This is a genomic window from Luteibacter sp. OK325, from assembly GCF_003050935.1.
Taxonomy (GTDB): Bacteria; Pseudomonadota; Gammaproteobacteria; order Xanthomonadales; family Rhodanobacteraceae; genus Luteibacter.
Map to the genome: position 1 here is coordinate 405,592 of NZ_QAOX01000004.1, position 21,042 is coordinate 426,633.

Below are 21,042 nucleotides of genomic sequence, written 5' to 3' on the forward strand. Positions count from 1 at the left end.
CTTGCCGTTGCTTCCCTGCTCGCCTTTTCCGCTAGTGCGATGGCCGCACCACAGGCCGCCAAGAAAGAACTGACGCCGCAGCAACAGCGCATGTCGACATGCAATACACAGGCGACAGGCAAGAAAGGCGACGAGCGCAAGACCTTCATGAGCAGTTGCCTGAAGGGCGATACCGCAGCGCCGGCACCGGCCAAACAGACCCAGCAGCAGAAGATGACCTCCTGCAACAAGGACGCCTCGGCCAAGACCCTGAAGGGTGACGAGCGCAAGACCTTCATGAGCACTTGCCTCAAAGGCTGAGCGATCTGTGGGAGCTTTAATAGGGGCTTTAATAGGGGCTTTATGTGGGAGCCGCTTCAGCGGCGATGCCTTGGCTAGCACCCATCGCCGCTGAAGCGGCTCCCACACACATCTCGCATGCGACAATCGGCGGATCCTGCCATCGACTGCATGCCCATGAAAATCGTCGAAGTCCGCCACCCCCTCATCCAGCACAAACTCGGCCTCATGCGTCGGGCCGGCATCAGCACGAAGGAGTTCCGCGAACTCGCTTCCGAAGTCGCCGCCCTGCTCACCTATGAAGCCACGGCCGACATGGAAACCGAGTGCAAGATGATCGAGGGCTGGGCCGGTCCGGTCGAAGTCACGCACATCAAGGGCAAGAAGGTCACCATCGTGCCGATTCTGCGTGCTGGCCTGGGCATGCTCACGGGTGTGCTGGAAATGATTCCCGCGGCCAAGGTGAGCGTCGTCGGGCTGCAGCGTGACGAAGAAACGCTCGAGCCGGTCGCCTATTACGAAAAGCTCAGCGGCGGCATGGACGAGCGCACGGCGATCATCGTCGACCCCATGCTCGCCACGGCCGGCACCCTGGTCGCCACGGTGGACATGCTCAAGGCGGCCGGTGCAAAGAAGATCAAGGGCCTGTTCCTGGTGGCGGCGCCCGAAGGCCTCAAACGCATCGAAGCCGCGCACCCGGATATCGAAATCTACGTCGCCTGCATCGACGACCATCTCAACGAGCTCGGCTACATCCTCCCCGGCCTGGGCGATGCCGGCGACAAGATCTTCGGGACCAAGCAGAAACCTTCCTGAGTCGTCGGGTGTGTCACATCCCCCTGTCATAAAATCGCGGCACACTCTGCCGGCGGACTCGACAGGGGGAACGCCACGCAGGGGATTGCGCGGTGCTTCGGGTCGCATACAACTCAACGACTCGAGGGGATATTCGAATGCGTTTGACTACATCACGGCGCGCCCTATGGGCGGCGCTGGCAGGCCTGATGGCCGTTCTCCCGCTGCAGGCAGCGGACCTCACCCTGACCCAGTTCCGCGTCCGCGGACCCGCTGGCGGCAACGACGAATTCGTCGAAGTGCAGAACACCGGCACGGCTGCACTGGACGTTTCCGGCTACAAACTCAACGCGTCCAACACGGCGGGTACCACCGGGACACGCTTCACCTTCCCGGCCGGCACCTCCGTGGCGCCGGGCTGCTTCCTGCTCCTGGCAAATACGGCTGCCTCCGGTTACTCCGGCAGCGTGACACCCGACCTGAAGTATTCGACCGGCATTACGGATGATGGTGGCCTCGCCCTGCTCAATGCCTCCGGCGCGCTGATCGACCAGGTCGGCCTGAGCGCCGGCTCGGCCTACAAGCTGGGCACGCCACTTACCAGCCTCGGCAGCACCAACGCCGATCAGGGCTATGGCCGCAAGACGAACACGGCCGGTTTCCCGCAGTCCAGCGGCGACAATTCGGCGGACTGGGTCAAGGTGGCACCGACTGCTCCGCGCGCCAGCACCTCAGCGTGTGTCGCGCAGGGGCCGAGCCTTTCCATCGCCGACGCCACAGTGAGCCTGCGTAACGGCGACGACGTAACGATGCCTTTCACCGTCACGCTCAGCCAGCCGGTCACCACCGAGGTGACCGTGCACGCCGCCACGGCAGACGACACCGCCACGGTTTCCGCCGGCGACTACGACGCCGTCGACACCACGCTGACGATTCCGGCGGGTGGCAACAGCAGCACGCTCAACGTGACCGTGCACGGCGCGAAAGCAGCTGGTCCCGACAAGGCGTTCCGCGTCAACCTGAGCGACGCCACGGGCAATGTCACTATCGCCAAGGGCGCGGCGGTGGGTGCGATCCTCAACGAGATCCCGGTCGCCGCCGAGATCTGGCAGGTCACCGGCACCGGCCAGGTCTCACCGTTGGTCGGCAAACGTGTCGCGACGCACGCGAACGTCGTCACGGCCGTCGGTCCGGCCGGGTTCACCATCCAGACGCCGGATAACCGCGCCGACGCCGATCCGCTCACCTCGAACGGCATCTATGTGTTCACCAGCACTGCGCCGACGGTGAAGTCGGGCGACGTGGTCGACGTCGAAGCAACGGTGGACAATTACTTCAGCCTGCCGGAACTGAAGAACGCCACGATCACCACGAGCATGCACGGTGCGCACCTGCCGAAGGCCGTGGCGTTCGGCAACAGCACTCCGTCGACCGATCCGAACGCGCTCTCCTGCGGTACGACGAACTACCAATGCTATGTGGGCATGCGCGTCACGATCGACAACGGCATGATCACCACGGGCAACCTGCGCTTCAGCAACGAGCCTTTCGCCGAGGTTTACATCACCGCGAACGGCACGCGTTCGCTACGCAAGCCGGGCGTGCGTTACACCGTGCCCGTGCCCGACGGCGTGAACCTGCCGAACTGGTCGGGCAACCCCGAAGTATTCAAGATGAATACGGCCGACTTCGGCGCAGTCGCGGCGAACACCCCGTTCAACGCCGGCACGACCTTCAAGGCCGAAGGCGTGATGTCCTACGCGTTCGGCATGTACACCTTCATTCCAACGAAGATCACGATCAAGAAGACCGCCACGTTGCCGCGCGCCGTGGACTCGCGTCCGTTCTATGCAACGCGCGTGGGCGCGTTCAATATGGAGCGTTTCTGCGATTCGGACTTCAATACGGTCTTCACCTGCAGCGGGGGCGACACCGAGCCGACGCCGGATCAGGTCAAGCTGAAAACGCAGCGTCTGTCGGCGTACATCGGTAGCGTGCTCAAGCTGCCGGACATTCTCTCGGTCGAGGAAGTGAAGAGCCTGGCAGTGTTGCAGGGTCTGGCCAAGCAGCTGGGTGACGACTACCCGGCGCAGTACGAGGCCATTCTCCAGCCGGGCCATGATCCGAGCGGTATCAACGTCGGCTTCCTGGTTCGTACGGACCGTGTGCGGGTACTCGACGTACGTCAGCTGGGTGCGGACGAAACCTGGGACGACGAGGGCTCCGTCTCGTTCCTGCACGACCATCCGCCGCTCCTGCTCACGGCCGAGGTCCCGTCGATCATCGGCCGCATGCGCGTCAACGTGATCGCCGTGCACCCGAAGGCCCGCCAGAACGTGGACAAGACCGGCGACGCCGCCGATCGCGACCGCGAGAAGCGCTTCCTCCAGGCCAAGTCGCTGGCTACCCAGGTGCAGGCGATCCAGACGGACCGGAAGAACCTGCTCGCGCCGCTGCTCGTGGTGGGTGACTTCAACTCCTACCAGTTCAGTGATGGCTTCACCGACGTGGTCGGCCTGATCGCCGGCCGTTACGACGACAGCCAGAACCTGCTGAAGCTGGGCAATAACCTGGTCAAGCCGACGCTGTGGAATGCCGTGGATTCGGTGCCCGAGCAGGACCGCTACTCGTTCCTGTTCACCGAGAACTTCGGCAACATCCAGGGCCAGGCCCCGCGCCAGGTGCCGACCCATCAGGTGCTCGACAACGCCCTGCTCAATACCGTGGCGCGTGGGCTGTTCCTGAAGATGCAGTACGGTCGCGGCAACCTCGACGCACCGGTGCAGACGCTGGACGATTCGGCCACGGCCACCGACGCGAAGAAGGCGATCGGTTCGTCCGACCACGATGGTTTCGTGGTGGATATGCTGACGCTGCCGCTGGGGTTGTTTTGAGGTAGGCGGGCGTTTGTTGATGTCAGGTGTCCGGCTTCGGCCGGGCGCCTATCGCCGATGAATCGGCTCCCACAAACAGCCGCTTCTTCGATGCGGGCCGGCTGTTTGTGGGAGCCGATTCATCGGCGATGCTTCTTCTTACCCGGTGAAATGGTCCGTAGCCCGCACCAGCTCCCGCACGATCCCCGGCTCGAACGCCGAATGCCCCGCGTCCTGCACGATCCGAAGATCGGCTTCCGGGAACGCGCGATGCAGATCCCACGCGCTGCGCACAGGACAGACCACGTCGTAACGCCCCTGCACGATCACCGTCGGAATGTGGCGAATCTTGTCCACATCACGCAGTAGCTGGCCGTCGACTTCGAAGAAGCCCGCGTTGACGAAGTAGTGGCACTCGATACGCGCGAACGCCAGCGCGAACTCGTCCTCGCCACTGGACGCGATATGGCCTTCGTCCTGGTAGAGGTAGCTGGTGGCACCTTCCCACACCGACCAGGCGCGTGCAGCCGCGACGCGAACCTTAGGATCGTTGCTGGTCAGACGGCGATGGTAAGCGCTGATCAGGTCGCCGTGTTCGGCCTGCGGAATAGCGGAGAGATAGGTCTCCCACGCGTCCGGATAGAGCATGTCGCAGCCGCCCTGGTAGAACCATTCGAGCTCCGAACGACGCAGCATGAAGATGCCACGCAGCACGAGTTCGCTGACGCGCGTCGGATGCGTTTCCGCATAGGCGAGCGCGAGCGTCGAGCCCCACGAGCCGCCGAACACCTGCCACTTGTTGATGCCGAGGTGCTCACGCAGGCGCTCGATGTCGGCGACCAGATCCCAGGTGGTGTTGTCGGTCAGTTCGGCATGCGGTGTGGACTTGCCGCAGCCGCGCTGATCGAACAACACGATGCGGTACTCCTTCGGGTCGAAGAATCGACGGCAGCGCGGGTTGGTGCCGCCACCGGGGCCGCCATGGAGAAAGACCACCGGCTTGCCCTTGGGATTGCCACTCTCTTCAAAATAGAGCGTGTGCAGTGGCGAGACCTTGAGCGTGCCGCTGTTGTAAGGCTCGATCGGCGGGTAGAGATCGGGGGAGTCCAGGGCCATGGGGGTGGTCTTTGATGTCGGGGAGATGACAAGGCTAATGGGGAGTCCTGCCAGACGCCACACCCATGTGGGAGCCGCTTCAGCGGCGATGTGGGAGCCGCTTCAGCGGCGATGTGGGAGCCGCTTCAGCGGCGATGTGGGAGCCGCTTCAGCGGCGATCCCGCGGCAGCGGGCCAGGTTGAGGCAAGCTCCCATCGCCGATGAATCGGCTCCCACAGGAATCGGCTCCCACAGGAAGCTGCTGCTCCCACAGGAATCGGCTCCCACAGAAAGCTGCAGCGGGGCGGTTACAGGAGCTTGCCGGGATTCATGATGCCGTTCGGATCCCAGACGGCCTTGATGCCACGCATCAGCGCAATTTCCGCCTCGCTGCGCACGCTGCCCAACCACGGCTTCTTCACCAGCCCGATGCCGTGCTCGGCGGAGATGCTGCCGCCGTGGCGTTGCAGGGTGTCGACGAGCAGCGAGGTGACGTGTTCGCACTGCTCGACGAATACGGCGTTGTCGAGATCGGCCGGCTTCAACACATTGATGTGCAGGTTGCCGTCGCCGATGTGGCCGAACCAGACCACGTCGACATGCGGGTACTCCGCCGACAGCAGGGCCTGCATCTCGGCCATGAAGGCCGGCACGGCCGAAATCCGCACGGAAACATCATTTTTATAGGGCTTATGCGGCGCGAGGCTTTCGGTGATGCCTTCGCGCAGGCGCCAGAGCGCGGCAGCCTGGGCCTCACTTGAACTGATCGCCCCGTCCACCACCCAACCTTCGTTGAGGCAATGTTCGAAGAAGGAAAGCGCGGCGGCCTCGGCATTCTCGTCGGCCGCGTCAAATTCGGTGACGACATAGAACGGATGCGTCTCACCGAACGGTCGTTGTGCCCCGTGGGCCAGCACATGATGCAAGGCACGATCGGTGAAGAACTCGAAGGCGCCGAGCGTCAGGCGGCGCCGCGCCTCGGCAAACACCTTCATCAATGCATCCATCGCCGGCACGGCCAGCAACATGACCTGGGAGGGCGGCGGTGGCGAGGTGAGGCTGAGCGTGGCTTCGACGACGATACCGAGGGTGCCCTCGGAGCCGATGACGAGATGGCGCAGATCGTAGCCGGAGGCGTTCTTGACCAGACCCCGGTTGAGATCGAGCAAGTCACCGGTGCCCGTGACGACCTTGAGCCCGGCGATCCACTGGCGCGTGTTGCCGTAGCGGATGACGCGGATGCCACCGGCATTCGTCGCGATGTTGCCGCCGATCTGGCAGGAGCCCCGGGCGGCGAAGTCCACGGGATAGAGCAGGCCGCGCTCGCGGGCCGCGTTGTGCACGGCCTCTAGGGCGATGCCCGGTTGCACGGTCAACGTGCGGTCGATCGGATCGAAGTCGAGCACGCGGTTCATCCGGTCCAGGCTGACCACAATCTCACCATGTGCCGCGACCGCGCCGCCCGATAGCCCGGTCCGGCCGCCTGACGGAACGACGGCCACGCCTTCGCGGTTTGCCCAGCGGACAATGCCCTGCACCTCTTCGACCGAGGCCGGAAAGGCGATCGCCAGGGGCGCGGGCGTCCAGCGCCGGGTCCAGTCGCGACCGTGATGCTCGAGGTCGCCGGCATCGGTGGAGAGCTTCAGCCCGGGCAGCAGGCGGGCAAGGTCGGACAGGCGCAGGTCGGTCATGGGGCTCTCGCTCGGGTGTCCTGGCAGGGTGCCAGCGCGGCGACCATGCGTCCACTGCGCTGCAACATGAACGCCTTACTCTGGCATAGTGAGCGTCTCGCCTACGGATCTGAAGCCCGGCCATGAAGCGCACGTCGTACCCGAAAGAAGACATCAAGGTCCTGCTGCTCGAAGGCGTGAGCCGCAGCGCACTGGACACCTTCCGCCAGGCCGGATACTCGCAGATCGAGTTCCATGAGAAGTCGCTCTCCGAGGACGATCTCAAGGAACGCATCGCCGACGCGCACATCGTGGGCATTCGCTCGCGCACCCACCTCACAGCCGACGTACTGGCCGAAGCACGCCGCCTGATTGCCGTCGGCTGCTTCTGCATCGGCACCAACCAGGTCGACACCGCGGAAGCCGAGCGCCTGGGAGTACCGGTGTTCAATGCGCCCTACTCCAATACGCGCAGCGTGGCCGAGCTGGTCATCGCCGAGACGATCATGCTGGTGCGCCGCATTCCGGAGAAGAACGCCGAGTGCCACCGCGGTGGCTGGTCGAAATCGGCAGCCGGCAGCTTCGAGGTTCGCGACAAGGTGCTCGGCATCGTCGGTTACGGCCACATCGGCACCCAGGTCGGCGTTCTTGCCGAATCGCTCGGCATGCGCGTGATCTTCCACGACGTGGAAGCCAAGCTATCGCTCGGCAACGCCCGCCCGGCTTCCAGCCTCGAAGACCTCCTCGAGCGCGCCGACGTGGTCACCCTGCACGTGCCTGAAACCGCACAGACGAAGAACATGATCGGCGCGGCCGAAATCGCCCGCATGCGCCCTGGCTCGATGCTGGTCAACGCCTCGCGCGGCACCGTCGTCGACATCGATGCGCTCGCCGCCGCCCTGCGTTCGAAGCACCTCGCCGGAGCGGCCATCGACGTCTTCCCCGTGGAACCCAAGGGCAATACCGATCCCTTCATCTCACCACTGGTCGGCATGGACAACGTCATCCTCACCCCGCACGTCGGCGGCAGCACTGCCGAGGCGCAGGAGAATATCGGCATCGAGGTCGCGTCGAAGCTGGTGCGTTACAGCGACAACGGCAGCACGCTTTCCGCGGTGAACTTCCCGGAAGTGTCCTTGCCCGGCCACCCGACCAGCCGTCGCCTGCTGCACATTCACCGGAATATTCCGGGCGTGCTGTCACGCGTGAATGAGGTGTTCTCGCGCGCTGCCGTGAACATCGACGGCCAGTATCTGCAGACGTCCGGCCAGGTGGGCTACGTGGTGATCGACGTCACCACGACCGAAGAACACGCCGCCTCGCTACGCAACGAGCTGGCGGCGATCGATGGCACGCTGAAGGCACGCGCGCTTTACTGAGGGCGCCGGGACTCGATCATCTTCCAGCCGTTGCCCGAGGGGTCGCGGAAGTTGGCGTCCACGGCACCGTAGCGTTCTTCCGGCGCCTGTGTGAACTCGACGCCGCGGGCGCGCATGCGCTCGTAGGCGTCGCGGCAATCGTCCACGTTGAGCACCAGCGGTGGCATGGCGCCCTTCGCCACCACTTCGCTCATGGTCTGCGCCGTGGCCTCGTCGAGCACCGGCGCCTGCGGCTTGAACAGACCCAGCTGCAGCGAAGGCTGGTCCGGATGCTGCACGGTGAGCCAACGGAAGTCGCCGTTCTGCGCGTCGGTATGGACGCGAAAGCCCAGCTTTCCGACATAGAAATCGAGCGCTTCGTCCTGATCGCGAACGTACAGCCCGACTACTCCGATACCCTGACTCATAAGAACTCCGGTTTGTTGGGAGCCTCTTTTTTACCAGCCTGTTCCCGGCGTCGCTTCTCCGAAACTGCGGTTGTCATGCCCGGCCGGTAGGCGGCACTGACGAAACAGTGCGGCACCGTGGCCAGTTCGTGCCTGGCGGCCTGCTCGAAGGCGCGCCAATCGCTGGGGCTCTTGCCGGTTACGTCGCGGAACACCCGACCGAAGGTGCCCAGGCTGTTCCAGCCGGTTTGCAGGGCGATCTCGAGAATCGGCAGCTCGGTGTCGCGAAGCAAGGCCTTGGCGCGCTCCAGTCGACGGGTAAGCAGATAGCGGTGCGGAGGCAGGCCGAAGGCTTGTTTGAAGGATCGCGCGAAATGCGCCTCTGAGACGTGGCTTACGCGCGCCAGTTGCTCGACCGGCCAGGCCTCGTTGGAGGCTGCATCCATTCGGTCTTTGGCGCGTAGCAGGCGGCGCAGCAGCTCCGGGTCCACCTTCTCACCCTCGATGTGGGAGCCGCTTCAGCGGCGATTGCTAACTGTGTCGCGAGCACCCATCGCCGATGAATCGGCTCCCACATGTATCTATTCGCCGATGAATCGGCTCCTACCAAGCCGGAGCCGGTCAGTCGCCGCCCTCGGCGACGACGCGCGCGCGGCCGCGTTGCTTGGCCAGGTAGAGGCGACGGTCTGCTACGGCAATCGCCGGCAGGATGTCGTCGCCTTCCCTGGGCACTAGTGTATGTACACCCGCACTCAGGGTCACGCGCTTGCCGGGGCCGAGCCCGCCGTGCGGAATCGTCGCCTTCTCGACCAGGTCGAGGCAACGCCAGGCCAGGGCCAGGGCAGTGGCCTCGTCGGTATCCTGCAACAACAGCACGAACTCCTCGCCACCGAAGCGGCACAGCAGGTCGTCCGGGTTTCGCACGATGTTCGAGAGCGCCGAGGCGACGCGCTTAAGGCATTCGTCTCCTTCCAGGTGACCGTAGTGGTCGTTGTACTGCTTGAAGAAATCGATATCCAGGACAACCAGCGACAGGGTCTGGCGGCTCTCCCGCGCTTCTCGCCACGCCATTTCCATGACCATGTCGAAGCGACGACGGTTGGCGACGCCGGTGAGGCCGTCCTTGAAGGACAGCTCCTCCAGCTCACGCTGCATGTCCAGCAGCTTCTCTTCGGTTCGCTTGCGTTCGCTGATGTCGAACATGAAGCCAATGAGCGCATTCGGCGAGCCGTCCGGATTGCGCACGACATGGACCACATCGCGAATCCAGACGTATTCGCCGGTCTTGGTCAGCGCGCGATAGTCGGCTTCGTGGTCGACGCCGGCCATGGACTGCGAGACGCAGAAGTCGAAGACCCACGCGCGATCTTCGGGATGCATGCGATCGGCCCAGTCCTGTACGGTCGCCCAGGATTGCGGCGCCCAACCCAGTAGTTCTTCAATCTGGGGGCCGATGTAGGCGAAATTCAGCGTCGCCCATTCAATTTTCCAGGGAATCGCTCGTGTGGATTCGAGAAGGGTCTTGTAGACCCCGATGTCTTCCTCACCAATGACGTCTTCGATACTCATGGCCTGCCCTATCCCCCCACTGACGGCTTCGACAGTGTAGCGGCGGAACGGAAAAAAGCTTGAGTCGCATCACCCCGGAGACTACGCCGGCTCTCCAGAAGAGACATCCGCGGTCTTTACCAGCTCCGCCAAAGCTCGGCCGTACAGAGCCATGACCTGCTCCGGCTCGTCGTAATCGATACGCAGGCCGCGACGGAGTTCCCGGCGCATCAGGCGAATCATCATGGTGATCACATCGTCGGCATATGCCTCCGGCAGCTTGCCGCTCACCTCGGCAAGCCGGCCACGCACGGCTTCGACATCGCTCACGACAGGACAGATGCGATAGCGATAGACGCCGCCGATGCGGTCCGGCGGCAGATCCATGAAACGGTCGGGGCGTTGACGGAACGCACCCAGCGACAGACGGTAGGCGTTGTGACCGAAGATGGGGAGGTCGTCGGGCACGGGGCCCGCCTCGTCCAGTACCTGCAGCTGCGTGGCCAGCGGCAGGAGTTCGTCCATGCGGTAAGTATTTGCGACCCCGGCGTTACCGGTCCTCACCAGATTGGCCAGCAACTCGCCGAGGGAGGCATGGCCGATGACGGCGGCACGCTTCGGCAACCCACCCCAGGCACCGTCGGCACCGTTGAGCAGCGCTTCGATCATGGAGGCGTTCTCGAAGCCCGCGCCAGAGTGGATATGCATCAGCAGTTTCATGGACGGCGGCAGGATCGCTCGCGCGGCAGCAACGTAGGCCCCCACCTGGAAAGGCATATAGGTGCCGCGGTCGTCCTCCATGGTGACGCCCTCGAGCGGCAGGCCGGCGAGCAGCTCCATGATTTCGAAGGTAGCGTCGCTGGCCTCGGCGAAGGCATCGCAGCCGTCGACGATGTTGATGAAGATTCGCGGCGCGCCACCGTCCTCGCCCTTGATGTTCTCGCTCAGCCACTGCACGCTCGCAGGCAGGCTGCGCTTGAGCGTCGGGATGTCGTACATCCCCTGCATGCCGAACGAACTGAGGTAGATCTCGCTCACCGTATTCGGCACGCGATAGTCGCGCAGCTTCAGCTGCGAGGGATCAGGCGTGAACATGCCGTCGGGCGAGGCGATGCCCATCGCAGTGAAGGCGAAGCAGCCGGTCATGTCCGCGCCGGTATCGCGCAGGTGGATCATGAAGTCGTCGTCCACTTCCAGTTCGTCGGGCATCGCATAGTCCAGCGTGCCCAGCGAGATGTTGCGGAAGCCGAACTCGCGCAGCCTTGGCAGGATCGCGAGCTTTTCGTCAAGGGTCTGGCCGACGCGCGAGCCCACGGGGTTCTCGCGCAGGGACAGATCGATCATGAAAGGCTCGATGCCGGCAAGGCGGCTAGCCTTTACCTTGGCGTCGTTCAATGCGGCGCGTGCGCGCTCGCGAGCTTCCAGCGTCATCGTCTTCCCCTTTGATGGCCGCGGGCGGCGGACACAATGGCTTTCGGCGGATAACTGGCGATCTTGAGGGTTCCGGCCCTGGGCTCGCCCTGAGGCTCGGCCGTACTTCCGCGAAAATCACGGTGCGCAGGCTGCTTACGGCAATCGACGACGTCTGCGACACCGGCAAGATCGGCGACAAGCTCACTTCCGAAGGCATCGATCCGGACTCGGTGACGATCCCGGGCTGCGTCATCTTCAACCCGGGCCTCTTAAGAACAACATCCCAGGGATGGGAACCAACAAGCTGATCCCCAGATCGCCGCCTGCTCCCACAGGCGGCATTTTTTTGTCCGCGGTGAAACTTTTTGGGGGGTCAACCTAATTTCCTGCCCCACGTTGGACATTCCATACCCAAGGCCAGGACGAACTCGATGCCCCGTTGCTATTCCACCGTGGCCCTGCGTGGCTTGACGATAGCCTGCATCGGCGCGCTCGCCGCCTGCGCCAGTGCCGGTATCAGGCTGGCCGCCGCCCCCGACCATCCGCGCTCGTTCGACGGCCACTGGGTCGTCGACGTTTCCCACAGCGAGGATCCCGATGCCGCGCCGGCGGCCGGCGGATCCGGTCGCAGCGGCGGCATGGGTGGCGGCCACGGTCACGGCGGTGGTGGCGGCATGGGGGGAGGTGGCATGGGTGGCATGGGTGGCGGCGGCCGACATGGCGGTGCTGACGCGAGCAGCGGCGCCGCTAGCACTCGCAGCGATGCCAGTGACAGCGAAAACGGCGACATGATGCGCCGCGCCCTCCTGCTTCCCAACACGCTGGACATCGCCATGCAGCCGGGCAATCTCTTGATCACGCCGGACGGCCATCCGCGGAGCGTCCCAATGGTCACCGGCAAGGACACCGGCGGCGACGTCACACGGGCCGGCTGGGATGGCGACAGCCTGGTGGTGGTGATCCACATCGACGACAAGCGCGGGGACATCGTGCAGCACTACGACGTCGCGGCCGATCATTCGCGCCTGGTGGTCACGACCGAGTTCAAGAGGAAGTCCAGGAAGGTTTCCGTGGTAAGGGAATTTACGGCGGCGGCAACGGGACGGTGAACCACCCCATGCACGCCACCCCGCTGACCTTCATCGGTGCATCGGTGAGCTGGGGAAAGCTTAGGTCCGCCGTGACGACATGGCAGCCACTGGGGGTCGTCAGCACGATTTCGGTGCGAGCTCCCTTCCTGAATACCATCAGGCTATCTTCAAGCATCCACCACACTGAAGAAACTGACGTGGCAGCAATAGATCTTGACGAAGCGAACCTCATTCTCGACATCCTGCATCGGTTCCAAGAAGAGCTGGGAGCGATCTCGGACGCAGGAGACAGACTCAAGCAGTCGCGCTCCCCAGAAGTTGATGAGTACCGGCGCCGGCTAGTGAACGTGAAGGGCGAACTCAAAAATGCTGCCAAGAGCGGGACGCTTGACGGGGTAAAGCGTCCACAGACAGAACTGGAGCGATGCTTTTACGGCCCAGCGGTCCAGCATGCGGCTGCACACTTCCGTCTTCGAACTGACGCACCGCCAAGTATGTGGCTATCAGGCCTGTACGACCCGGCCGGCGACGTCTCTTATTACACGCATGGACTGCGGAAGCTCGTCGATGAGGGTCAGATCATTTAGCTCTTCTGTGCTGTTCCAGATCGCCGGGCGTGCACTTCGCTGGGTGCACCACCAACCTGGGTCGGGGCAGGTATTTGTACGTAGCGTGCTTGAGCTTGAAAAAATTCCTAACTGCAGACCCGTCGGGCGCCACATCTATGGAGTGCCCGGCCTCGCGGGCACATGGGAGAAATGTCATGACAACGAATTAAGAGTGGCAATGGCTCGAAGGGACTGACGGACTATCGTGCTTCTGGCACCGGGAAGTTTGTTGCACCCGGTACCGCGAAGAGCAATCCGAAGGGAACGGAAGCGGAGAACAACCGCACGCCTCCGAAAAAGAAGTAACTGCGCCCGTCGGGTGAGTCGGGCGTGCATGGGACCTTCCGCCAGAAGCATGGGCGGTAGCTCCCGCTAAGAAGTGCGGCGGCATGACGAAGAAAACCTAGACGCGTGTAATAAATCTGGTGAGGAACGGCCTCAACTGGCTCACCTGATAGGACGCCAGTGCCATCGTCCGGCTGCTCATCTCCGAGTTGCCGAAACACGTCATCGCCTGGCTGCCACAGATCTCCTCCAAACAACCAGTTCGTGCACCGAGCTATTACTGCGAATCTTCTAGAGTTGGTCATGACCTTAGTTCCCGGAGACAAGCGTCACGGACGTGGTGGGGCCGTATGGGGAGCAACCAACCGCGTTGCAGGCGCGAACGGAGTAACGCAACGTTCCGGTCCAGTACATAAGGGAGCTCATCGTCGTACCGCTACCGCCCCAGATGTTTTCGGAGTAACCGTACTGATTGGTCGTCTGCACATCGTATGTTGTGGCGTAGGCTGCCGCCGCCCAAGAGGCATGTACCACCGGTTTGGCCGAGGACCCCGTTTGCGACAGCGTCGGGCGCCCTGGCGTTATGGGGAGTAGTGTCACATTCACGGTGGTTGTCCCGCTCCACGGGCCGCAGCCCCCGCATGTTGGCCTACGAAGATATCGAAGGACGCTATGTCGCATGTGAGAAGGGAGCCGACTCGCTCAATCTCGACGGTGAAGCGAGAGCCGCCTACATTGCCGAGTGCAAGAAGGTCTTCGCCACTGGTATCAAACGGGCACCCGGCAATGTAGGTACGATCTTCGCTTGCAATGCCGACTTCGAAAAGTGCGCAAACGAGCCTCCCGGTTATCCGATCGACCGGCCTGCGGATATCAAGTGCGTGGTTGACCATCTCCAGTGCCTCAAGAAGGAGTACCAGAAATGAAGACCTTCCTTCTGCTATTCGCCGGGTTTCTACTCGGAACTACCGCCATGGGAGCGCTCGACCGCTACGCGTCTCGGGTTTACGCCGAGGCCATGGCAATGCAATCCGCTCAGGTCATGACCGACAACGCCGTTCATGCATATGGCGAGGGAAAGCTTGAGCAAGCCGCCGCGTTTGCGCAGGCGTCAAATGCCATCGCGCTTATCAGCAGGCAGCCTTGGGATGTCGACTGGCCTTTCCAGGTCGCACGATGGACGCTGGACGGCCGGGACAAGACCCGGCTCGATGCCAACTACAACGCCTACCTGACGGCGTACTTATTTAGCAACATCGGCGACAGCAAGACAGCCGATGCCTACTACAAGCTTTTCGAACGGACGCCATGGACGCGGGAGCGCCTGGACGCGTCGGCCAAACGCTACCTGGATACGTCATGGCAGGCCATTCGCGAGAGCGAACCTCAAGAGAAATCGAAGTAATTCAAGACCGATTGCATGCGCGGGGTGAGGCTGTGGACGAACTCGCGTCCGACGGTAATGCTCGGATCGGTGCCAGTATCTGTGTGGTGTCCAGCCGCTCATGGCCGAGCAGCTCCTGAGAAAGGAAGCGCGCTGGTCGGGAGGTACGATCAACGCTCTCAAGCAATAGCCAGGGGTCCGTCAAGGCGCACGAGAGTGAAGACGAAGCCCTCGAAGTCGGGCTCTGGTCCGGTATCCGAGTGCGAGAACCTCGACTCCTCAGCCCTTAAGGCCGCGCGCGGACGGCAGCACCCCAACGCGAACGGCCATCCGCATGGATGGCCGTTTTGACGATGACTTTCTCTTCAATCAACTAGTTGAGCTTGGGGCATCTGCTACCAAATAGCGATGACAACGAAAAAAGGCGCCCCAAACGGGACGCCTTTTCGAATAATGGTCGGGGTGGCGAGATTCGAACTCGCGACCACTACACCCCCAGCGTAGTGCGCTACCAGGCTGCGCTACACCCCGACAAGCAAACGATTGTAGCAGCAACGCCGCGACCTGCGGAAGCCGGTCAGCGACGAAGGAGGGTCAGTACTTCTTCCAGTTCGAGGCGCACCTGACGAACGATCTGGTGCGACATGCTCGCTTCCATACGAGCCTGCGGGCCTTCCAGACGGGCGCGAGCACCCGTGATGGTGAAACCCTCGTCGTAAAGCAAAGAGCGGATCTGGCGGATCATGAGCACGTCGTGGCGCTGGTAGTAGCGACGGTTGCCGCGACGCTTGACGGGCTTGAGGGCCGGAAACTCCTGCTCCCAATAGCGAAGGACGTGTGGCTTGACGCCGCAAAGCTCACTGACTTCACCAATGGTGAAGTAGCGCTTCGCCGGGATTGCCGGAAGTTCGGTGTTATTCCCTGGATCCAGCATAGCCCTCCACTCTTACCTTGAGTTTCTGACCAGGACGGAAGGTGACAACCCGCCGGGCCGAGATGGGAATTTCCTCACCGGTCTTGGGATTACGACCGGGCCGCTGATTCTTCTGCCGCAGGTCGAAATTACCGAAGCCGGACAATTTGACCTGCTCGCCTCGCTCCAGTGCCTCGCGCACGACCTCGAAATACGCGTCCACGAATTCCTTGGCCTCACGCTTGTTGAGGCCCACGTCGAGGAAAAGCCGCTCGGCCATCTCCGCCTTGGTCAGCGCCATCTTATCCTCGCAGTCTTGCCTTGCATGTCTTCTCCAATGCCCCCACCGCTTCTGCCACGCGAGCGTCGGCATCTTCGTCGGTAAGGGTGCGTGAAGCGTCCTGCAAAATCAAGCCCATAGCGAGACTCTTTCGTCCTTCGTCGATCCCCTTCCCGGCGTACCGATCGAACAGCCGGATCTCCCTGAGGACCTCGCCGAGTGCTCCGCGGACGGCGGCCTCGACGGCGGCCCAGGACACCTCTTCCGGCAATTCCACGGCGATATCGCGACGAACCGCAGGGAACCGCGCCACACGGCCGGCGCTGGGAAGACGGCGGGCGAGGATCGGCTCGAGCGCCAGCTCCATCACATGGACGTCGGACCCGAGGTCCAGCGCCTTGGCCAGCGCAGGGTGCAGCGCCCCGAGGAAGCCGGCCGGCTGGCCATCGCGGAGCACGCGCGCAGCGCGGCCCGGGTGCAGCCAGGACGGCAACTCATGGGAATCGACCGACCAGCGCTGCGGCTCACCCGTGTGGGCGACCAGCGCATCGAGGTCGCCCTTCAGGTCGAAGAAGTCGACCGGACGGGTCGGCTCGCCCCACTGCTCGGCGCGGGCGGCGCCACTGGCAACGAGCGCCACGCGACCCACCTCGTCGGGCGCGCCACCGGTCGCATGGAAGCTGCGGGCCAGCTCGAACAGGCGGACGCGCTCTTGCTGGCGTGCGCGGTTATGACGCAGCGCTTCGATCAGGCCCGGCAGCAGCGAGGTGCGCATGACGGCCAGATCCGCCGAGAGCGGGTTGGCCAGCGGCACCCAGCCCTTGTCCACGCCCCAGGTAGTGAGCAGGTCGGCGTTGACGAAGGAAAGCGTCACCGCTTCAAAATAGCCGCGTGCAGCGATCTGGTCGCGCAGGGCCATCTCGCCCAGGCGCGCTTCCGGCTCAGCCTGCAGGGCAATCTGCCCGGCCGGAATGTGGGTAGGGATGCGGTCGTAACCATGGATGCGCGCGACCTCCTCGATCAGGTCCTCTTCGCGCTCGATGTCGAAGCGGCTGCTCGGCGGGGTAACTTCCCAGCCGTCCGCTACCTCGTTCACGTGCATGCCCAGGGCGATGAAGATGCGGCTGACCTCGCTGCCGGCCACCTCGATACCAAGCAGGCGGCGCAGGCGGGCGTGGCGCAGCATCACCGGCGGATGCTCGGGCAGGTCTTCCCGGCGCTCGGCCACCGTGAGCGGGCCGGCACTGCCGCCGGCGATCTGCAGCAGCAGTTCGGTCGCGCGCTCGATGGCACGCTGCGGAAGTGCCGGATCGACGCCGCGCTCGTAGCGATGCGAGGCATCCGTATGCATGCCGAGCTTGCGGGCGCGACCCATGATCGCGGCCGGCGCGAAGTGTGCGGCTTCAAGGAAGACGGTGCGCGTGGTGTCGGTCACGCGCGAGTCGAAGCCACCCATGATGCCGCCCAGGGCAAGCGCCTTCGCCTCGTCAGCGATAACGACGAATGAGGGATCGAGATTGACGTCGCGGCCATCGAGCAGCTTGAGGACTTCACCCTGCCCCGCGTGACGCACGATGACGGCACCGGAGAGCGTGTCGTTGTCGAACGCGTGCAGCGGGTGGCCGAGTTCGAGCATCACGTACTGCGTGATATCCACGATCGCGCTGATCGGTCGGATGCCGGCGCGACGCAGGCGCTCGGCCATCCACAGCGGTGACGGCAGGCTGGCGTTGACGCCCTCGATGATGCGACCGATGTAGCGCGGCGCGTCGGCGCCCGCTTCCAGACGGACTTCGCGGGCCGCGCTGGCGGTGACGGGCGCACTGGCGGCGCCGATGGCCTTCACGCGGCTACCGAACAGCGCGGCCACGTCGTGCGCGAGGCCGTTGAGGCCGAGCACGTCCGGGCGATTCGGCGTGATCTTCAGTTCGATGCTGGCATCGGGCAGGCCGAGGTAATCGGCGAGCGGTGTACCGACCGGCGCATCCAACGGCAGCTCAAGCAGGCCAGACGCATCGGCATCGATGTCGAGCTCCTTTGCCGAGCAGAGCATGCCGAACGACTCGACGCCACGCAGCTTCGCAGCCTTGATGTCGATATGATTGGGAAGCTTCGCGCCGACCTTGGCCAGTGGCACACGAATGCCTACGCGCGCATTCGGCGCACCGCAGACGATCTGCAGGAACTCGCCCTGCCCCGCGTCCACCTTGCATACCTGCAAGCGGTCGGCTTCGGGGTGCTTCACCGTCTCGACGATCTCGCCGACGACGACGCCGTCGAGGTGCCCACCCAACGGGGTGACCTCTTCGACTTCCAGACCGGCCATGGTCAGCGCGTGAACCAGCGTCGCGCGATCCGCGTCGATGGCAACCAGTTCACGCAGCCAGTTTTCGGAGAATTTCATGGGAGCGACTCGTTAACGTGGGATCGACGGCAATCAGGCGAACTGGCGCAGGAAGCGCAGGTCGTTCTCGAAGAAGGCGCGCAGGTCGCCCACGCCGTAACGCAACATGGCGAAACGCTCCACGCCGAGGCCGAAAGCGAAGCCCGTATAACGCTCCGGATCGATGCCGCAGTTCTTCAGCACGGTCGGGTGGACCATGCCGCAGCCGAGCACTTCGAGCCAGCGTTCGGTACCGTCTTCGGCATCCCAGCGGATGTCGACTTCGGCCGAGGGCTCGGTGAACGGGAAATAGCTCGGCCGGAAACGCATCTCGAAGTCGCGCTCGAAGAACGCGCGGATGAATTCCGCCAGCGTGCCCTTCAGGTCGGCGAAGCTCGAGGTCTCGTCGACCAGCAGGCCTTCGATCTGGTGGAACATCGGCGAATGCGTCTGGTCCGAATCGCTGCGATAGACCTTGCCCGGCGCGATGATGCGGATCGGCGGCTGCCGGCCCTGCATCGAACGGATCTGCACCGGCGAAGTGTGGGTACGCAGCAGGCGTCCGTCACCGAAATAAAAGGTGTCGTGCATGGCACGCGCCGGATGGTGCGGCGGGAAGTTGAGCGCCTCGAAGTTGTGCCAGTCGTCCTCGATTTCGGGACCGTCGGCACGCTGGTAACCGAGACGGCCGAAGATATCGGCGATGCGCTCGAGGGCGCGGGTAATCGGGTGGATGCCACCGTATTCACCGTCGCGGCCCGGCAGGGTCACGTCGATGCGCTCCGAAGCGAGACGGCGATCCAGCTCGGCTTGTTCGAGGGACTGCTTGCGCGCCGCGATGGCGTCGGTCAGGCGTTCCTTGACGCGGTTGACCTCCGCGCCGCGCGCCTTGCGCTCGTCACCCGACAGCTGGCCCAGCGCCTTGAGCGCTGCAGTCACCGCACCGTTCTTGCCGAGCAGACTGACGCGAACGGCGTCGAGTGCCTCGAGCGAGGTGGCGGCTTCGATGTCGCGCAGGGACGCGTCGATATGCTCGATCGATTCCATCGGTTTTCCTGACTTTCCTGGCTCGGAAAAAAAATGGGGAGAAGGCCAGGCCTTCTCCCCACGTTATCCATCATCGCGCGGTATTCCTACCACGCGTGGTAAAGCGGATTACGCAGCCAGATGGGCCTTGGCCTTCTCTGCGATCACGCCAAATGCCTTGATGTCGCGCACGGCGAGGTCGGCGAGGACCTTGCGGTCGATCGCGATCTCAGCCTTGGCCAGGCCATTGATCAGGCGGCTGTACGACAGACCGAACTGACGAGCGGCAGCATTGATACGGACGATCCACAGGGCGCGGAACTGGCGCTTGCGCTGCTTACGACCGATATAGGCGTACTGACCAGCCTTGATGACGGCCTGGTTGGCTACGCGGAAGACCTTGCGACGGGCGTTGTAATAACCCTTTGCACGGCCGATGACTTTCTTATGACGACGACGGGCGGTAACGCCACGCTTAACACGAGCCATGGTTCAACCCTCCCTTAAAGATACGGCAGCATGCGAGCCACACTCTTGGTGTCGCAGGCTTTCACGTGATTGGGAGCGCGCAGGCCGCGCTTACGCTTGGTCGACTTCTTCGTCAGGATGTGCGACTTGAAGGCGTGACCAGCCTTGAACTTGCCCGACGCGGTCTTGCGAAAACGCTTCGCTGCCGCCCGGTTGGTCTTGATCTTGGGCATCGGAATGCTCCGTATTCGGGTTGCTGACTGTTCCGGCGGCGAGCCCAGGGGCAACGCACTTTCCTTCCTGCCGGGTACGGTGGTTCGGCCCATCCATACGGGCCGAGCCGGCGATGATACCGAATCGTGAAGGCCCGCGCCACCACCCTGTGGGAGCCGCTCCTGTGGGAGCCGCTTCAGCGGCGAAGGGGCTGGCCTCGGGGAGGAATCGCCGCTGAAGCGGCTCCCACAAGGGACCAGGGGCATCGCCGCGGAAGCGGCTCCCACAAGGGACCAGGGGTATCGCCGCGGAAGCGGCTCCCACAAGGGACCAGGGGTATCGCCGCGGAAGCGGCTCCCACAAGGGGCGCCGCTTCCGGGGGATCAGATTTTCTTCTTCGGGCCGATCATCATGACCATCTGGCGGCCTTCGAGACGGGGGAAGGACTCCACCACGCCGTCTTCACCGATATCGCCCTGAACCCGGCGGGCCAGGTTCTGGCCGAGGTCCTGGTGGGACATTTCGCGGCCGCGGAAGCGGATCGTGACCTTGACCTTGTCGCCTTCCTCAAGGAACTCGCGCATCTTGCGGAGTTTGATCTGGTAGTCGCCTTCGTCGGTGACGGGGCGGAACTTCACTTCCTTGATTTCGACCTGCTTCTGCTTCTTCTTGGCAGCCGAGGCCTTCTTCTGGGCTTCGAACTTGAACTTGCCGTAATCCATGATCTTGCAGACCGGCGGATCGCCGTTCGGCTGGATTTCGACCAGGTCCATGCCGAGGTCTTCAGCGGCCTTAATGGCGTCACGGGTTTCCATGATGCCCATCTGCTCGCCTTCGGCGCCCAGCACGCGAACCCGCGGAACGCGGATCTCGAGGTTCTTGCGATTGCCCTTGTTATCGGTCGTAGCGATACCGCTATCCTCCAGAAGATTGAACCATGTGCCGGACGCGAG

22 protein-coding genes and 1 tRNA gene are annotated in these 21,042 nt (G+C 63.6%); 9 read left to right on the forward strand and 14 right to left on the reverse strand.

Annotated features, from left to right (window positions below; all coding sequences use genetic code 11):
• Positions 1-39: 39 nt before the first annotated feature.
• The 3 genes from C8J98_RS11835 to C8J98_RS11845 all read left to right on the forward strand — a co-directional run bounded on the left by C8J98_RS11835 (position 40) and on the right by C8J98_RS11845 (position 3,968).
• Positions 40-300 (forward strand): PsiF family protein, encoded by a 261-nt coding sequence (locus tag C8J98_RS11835; protein ID WP_233260211.1) that lies wholly within the window; start codon positions 40-42, stop codon positions 298-300.
• Between the two features lie 156 nt (positions 301-456).
• A complete protein-coding gene (gene upp / locus C8J98_RS11840) occupies positions 457-1,095 on the forward strand; it encodes a uracil phosphoribosyltransferase (RefSeq protein WP_107913445.1) in 639 nt (212 codons plus the stop codon).
• 137 nt (positions 1,096-1,232) lie between these two features.
• Positions 1,233-3,968: a lamin tail domain-containing protein gene (locus tag C8J98_RS11845; protein ID WP_107913384.1), complete on the forward strand. Its 2,736-nt coding sequence runs from the start codon at positions 1,233-1,235 to the stop codon at positions 3,966-3,968.
• A gap of 138 nt (positions 3,969-4,106) precedes the next feature.
• Here C8J98_RS11845 and pip read toward each other — a convergent pair whose 3' ends face one another.
• Together pip and C8J98_RS11855 are read right to left on the reverse strand one after the other, a co-directional pair.
• Entirely contained in the window at positions 4,107-5,063 is a 957-nt protein-coding gene (pip, locus tag C8J98_RS11850; RefSeq protein ID WP_107913385.1) for a prolyl aminopeptidase, read from the reverse strand.
• 287 nt (positions 5,064-5,350) lie between these two features.
• Positions 5,351-6,733: an FAD-binding oxidoreductase gene (locus tag C8J98_RS11855; protein WP_107913386.1), complete on the reverse strand. Its 1,383-nt coding sequence runs from the start codon at positions 6,731-6,733 to the stop codon at positions 5,351-5,353.
• Positions 6,734-6,855: 122 nt separating this feature from the next.
• Between C8J98_RS11855 and serA the strand changes: the two genes are divergently transcribed.
• The gene (gene serA, locus C8J98_RS11860; protein WP_107913387.1) at positions 6,856-8,091 is read left to right on the forward strand and encodes a phosphoglycerate dehydrogenase; all 1,236 of its coding nucleotides are present in this window, start codon (positions 6,856-6,858) and stop codon (positions 8,089-8,091) included.
• On the opposite strand, the gene C8J98_RS11865 is transcribed toward serA, so the two are convergent.
• The 4 genes from C8J98_RS11865 to C8J98_RS11880 all read right to left on the reverse strand — a co-directional run bounded on the left by C8J98_RS11865 (position 8,085) and on the right by C8J98_RS11880 (position 11,456).
• Positions 8,085-8,498, reverse strand: a complete 414-nt coding sequence (locus C8J98_RS11865; protein ID WP_107913388.1) for a VOC family protein — start codon at positions 8,496-8,498, stop codon at positions 8,085-8,087. The genes serA and C8J98_RS11865 overlap by 7 nt on opposite strands.
• Entirely contained in the window at positions 8,495-8,923 is a 429-nt protein-coding gene (locus tag C8J98_RS11870; RefSeq protein WP_107913446.1) for a helix-turn-helix transcriptional regulator, read from the reverse strand. Before C8J98_RS11870 ends, C8J98_RS11865 begins: the two co-directional genes overlap by 4 nt.
• Before the next feature lie 175 nt (positions 8,924-9,098).
• Positions 9,099-10,046 (reverse strand): sensor domain-containing diguanylate cyclase, encoded by a 948-nt coding sequence (locus tag C8J98_RS11875; RefSeq protein ID WP_107913389.1) that lies wholly within the window; start codon positions 10,044-10,046, stop codon positions 9,099-9,101.
• A gap of 81 nt (positions 10,047-10,127) precedes the next feature.
• Positions 10,128-11,456 (reverse strand): homocitrate synthase, encoded by a 1,329-nt coding sequence (locus tag C8J98_RS11880; protein WP_199229891.1) that lies wholly within the window; start codon positions 11,454-11,456, stop codon positions 10,128-10,130.
• Between the two features lie 122 nt (positions 11,457-11,578).
• On the opposite strand from C8J98_RS11880, the gene C8J98_RS22165 reads away from it, so the two are divergent.
• The 5 genes from C8J98_RS22165 to C8J98_RS11915 all read left to right on the forward strand — a co-directional run bounded on the left by C8J98_RS22165 (position 11,579) and on the right by C8J98_RS11915 (position 14,827).
• Positions 11,579-11,746: a hypothetical protein gene (locus C8J98_RS22165; protein ID WP_199229892.1), complete on the forward strand. Its 168-nt coding sequence runs from the start codon at positions 11,579-11,581 to the stop codon at positions 11,744-11,746.
• 123 nt (positions 11,747-11,869) lie between these two features.
• On the forward strand, positions 11,870-12,547 hold the full coding sequence (locus tag C8J98_RS22045; protein ID WP_158272687.1) for a hypothetical protein: 678 nt from the start codon (positions 11,870-11,872) through the stop codon (positions 12,545-12,547).
• An 8-nt stretch (positions 12,548-12,555) separates the two neighbouring features.
• Positions 12,556-13,116 carry a hypothetical protein gene (locus C8J98_RS11900; protein ID WP_107913393.1) on the forward strand — a complete coding sequence of 187 codons (561 nt, stop codon included), beginning with the start codon at positions 12,556-12,558 and terminating at the stop codon, positions 13,114-13,116.
• A gap of 947 nt (positions 13,117-14,063) precedes the next feature.
• Positions 14,064-14,348, forward strand: coding sequence for a hypothetical protein (locus C8J98_RS11910; RefSeq protein WP_107913394.1), 285 nt, complete (start codon positions 14,064-14,066; stop codon positions 14,346-14,348).
• On the forward strand, positions 14,345-14,827 hold the full coding sequence (locus tag C8J98_RS11915) for a hypothetical protein (protein ID WP_107913395.1): 483 nt from the start codon (positions 14,345-14,347) through the stop codon (positions 14,825-14,827). The genes C8J98_RS11910 and C8J98_RS11915 overlap by 4 nt, the downstream gene beginning before the upstream one ends.
• Positions 14,828-15,260: 433 nt before the next feature.
• Here the strand turns inward: C8J98_RS11915 and C8J98_RS11920 are convergent.
• The 8 genes from C8J98_RS11920 to infC all read right to left on the reverse strand — a co-directional run bounded on the left by C8J98_RS11920 (position 15,261) and on the right by infC (position 21,015).
• Positions 15,261-15,337, reverse strand: a tRNA-Pro gene (locus C8J98_RS11920).
• Between the two features lie 46 nt (positions 15,338-15,383).
• Positions 15,384-15,740: a MerR family transcriptional regulator gene (locus tag C8J98_RS11925; protein ID WP_036114913.1), complete on the reverse strand. Its 357-nt coding sequence runs from the start codon at positions 15,738-15,740 to the stop codon at positions 15,384-15,386.
• A complete protein-coding gene (gene ihfA / locus C8J98_RS11930) occupies positions 15,721-16,020 on the reverse strand; it encodes an integration host factor subunit alpha (RefSeq protein WP_036114917.1) in 300 nt (99 codons plus the stop codon). The genes C8J98_RS11925 and ihfA overlap by 20 nt, the downstream gene beginning before the upstream one ends.
• Position 16,021: 1 nt before the next feature.
• Positions 16,022-18,403, reverse strand: coding sequence for a phenylalanine--tRNA ligase subunit beta (pheT, locus tag C8J98_RS11935; RefSeq protein WP_107913396.1), 2,382 nt, complete (start codon positions 18,401-18,403; stop codon positions 16,022-16,024).
• A gap of 33 nt (positions 18,404-18,436) precedes the next feature.
• On the reverse strand, positions 18,437-19,429 hold the full coding sequence (gene pheS, locus C8J98_RS11940; RefSeq protein WP_107913397.1) for a phenylalanine--tRNA ligase subunit alpha: 993 nt from the start codon (positions 19,427-19,429) through the stop codon (positions 18,437-18,439).
• A 108-nt stretch (positions 19,430-19,537) separates the two neighbouring features.
• The gene (gene rplT / locus C8J98_RS11945; RefSeq protein WP_107913398.1) at positions 19,538-19,897 is read right to left on the reverse strand and encodes a 50S ribosomal protein L20; all 360 of its coding nucleotides are present in this window, start codon (positions 19,895-19,897) and stop codon (positions 19,538-19,540) included.
• 14 nt (positions 19,898-19,911) lie between these two features.
• Positions 19,912-20,109, reverse strand: a complete 198-nt coding sequence (gene rpmI / locus C8J98_RS11950; RefSeq protein ID WP_046966439.1) for a 50S ribosomal protein L35 — start codon at positions 20,107-20,109, stop codon at positions 19,912-19,914.
• 363 nt (positions 20,110-20,472) lie between these two features.
• Positions 20,473-21,015, reverse strand: a complete 543-nt coding sequence (gene infC / locus C8J98_RS11955) for a translation initiation factor IF-3 (RefSeq protein WP_107913399.1) — start codon at positions 21,013-21,015, stop codon at positions 20,473-20,475.
• Positions 21,016-21,042: the final 27 nt, after the last annotated feature.